The organism is Phycicoccus avicenniae (genome assembly GCF_050496545.1).
In the GTDB taxonomy this organism is placed as follows: Bacteria; Actinomycetota; Actinomycetes; order Actinomycetales; family Dermatophilaceae; genus Phycicoccus; species Phycicoccus avicenniae_A.
On sequence record NZ_JBNVZV010000044.1, the window covers coordinates 1 to 332 of the forward strand.

General features: G+C 74.4%; 1 pseudogene. It reads left to right on the forward strand.

From position 1 onward, the window contains the following. Positions 1 to 66: 66 nt before the first annotated feature. Positions 67 to 332, forward strand: a pseudogene (locus tag ACQZ2A_RS20900) (hypothetical protein); the annotation flags it as partial.

A 332-nucleotide genomic window follows, 5' to 3' on the forward strand; every position in this document is an offset into this window, starting at 1 on the left:
GTGGAGGCGTGCGGGCGGGTGGATGCCGAGCTCGCGCCCCGGTTGGCGGCGTTGGACCCGGCGAGGGTGATGTCCGAGGCGCGGCGGGTGGCCACCCGGGTCGCGGCGGACCAGGTCGCGGCCCATGTGGCGTTGACGAAGCAGGGTCGGCGGGTGGAGGTCTGTCCCGGCGCGGACGGGCTGAGCGATTGGTTCGCGTCCTTGCCGACGGCGACCTCGGCGGCCATGTGGTCGGCCGTGGAGTCCCTCGCCGGGGAGTACCGCCAGGTCGACGACTCGCTGTCGGTGCCGGAGTCCCGCGCCGACGCCCTGACCGACCTGGTACTGCGGAA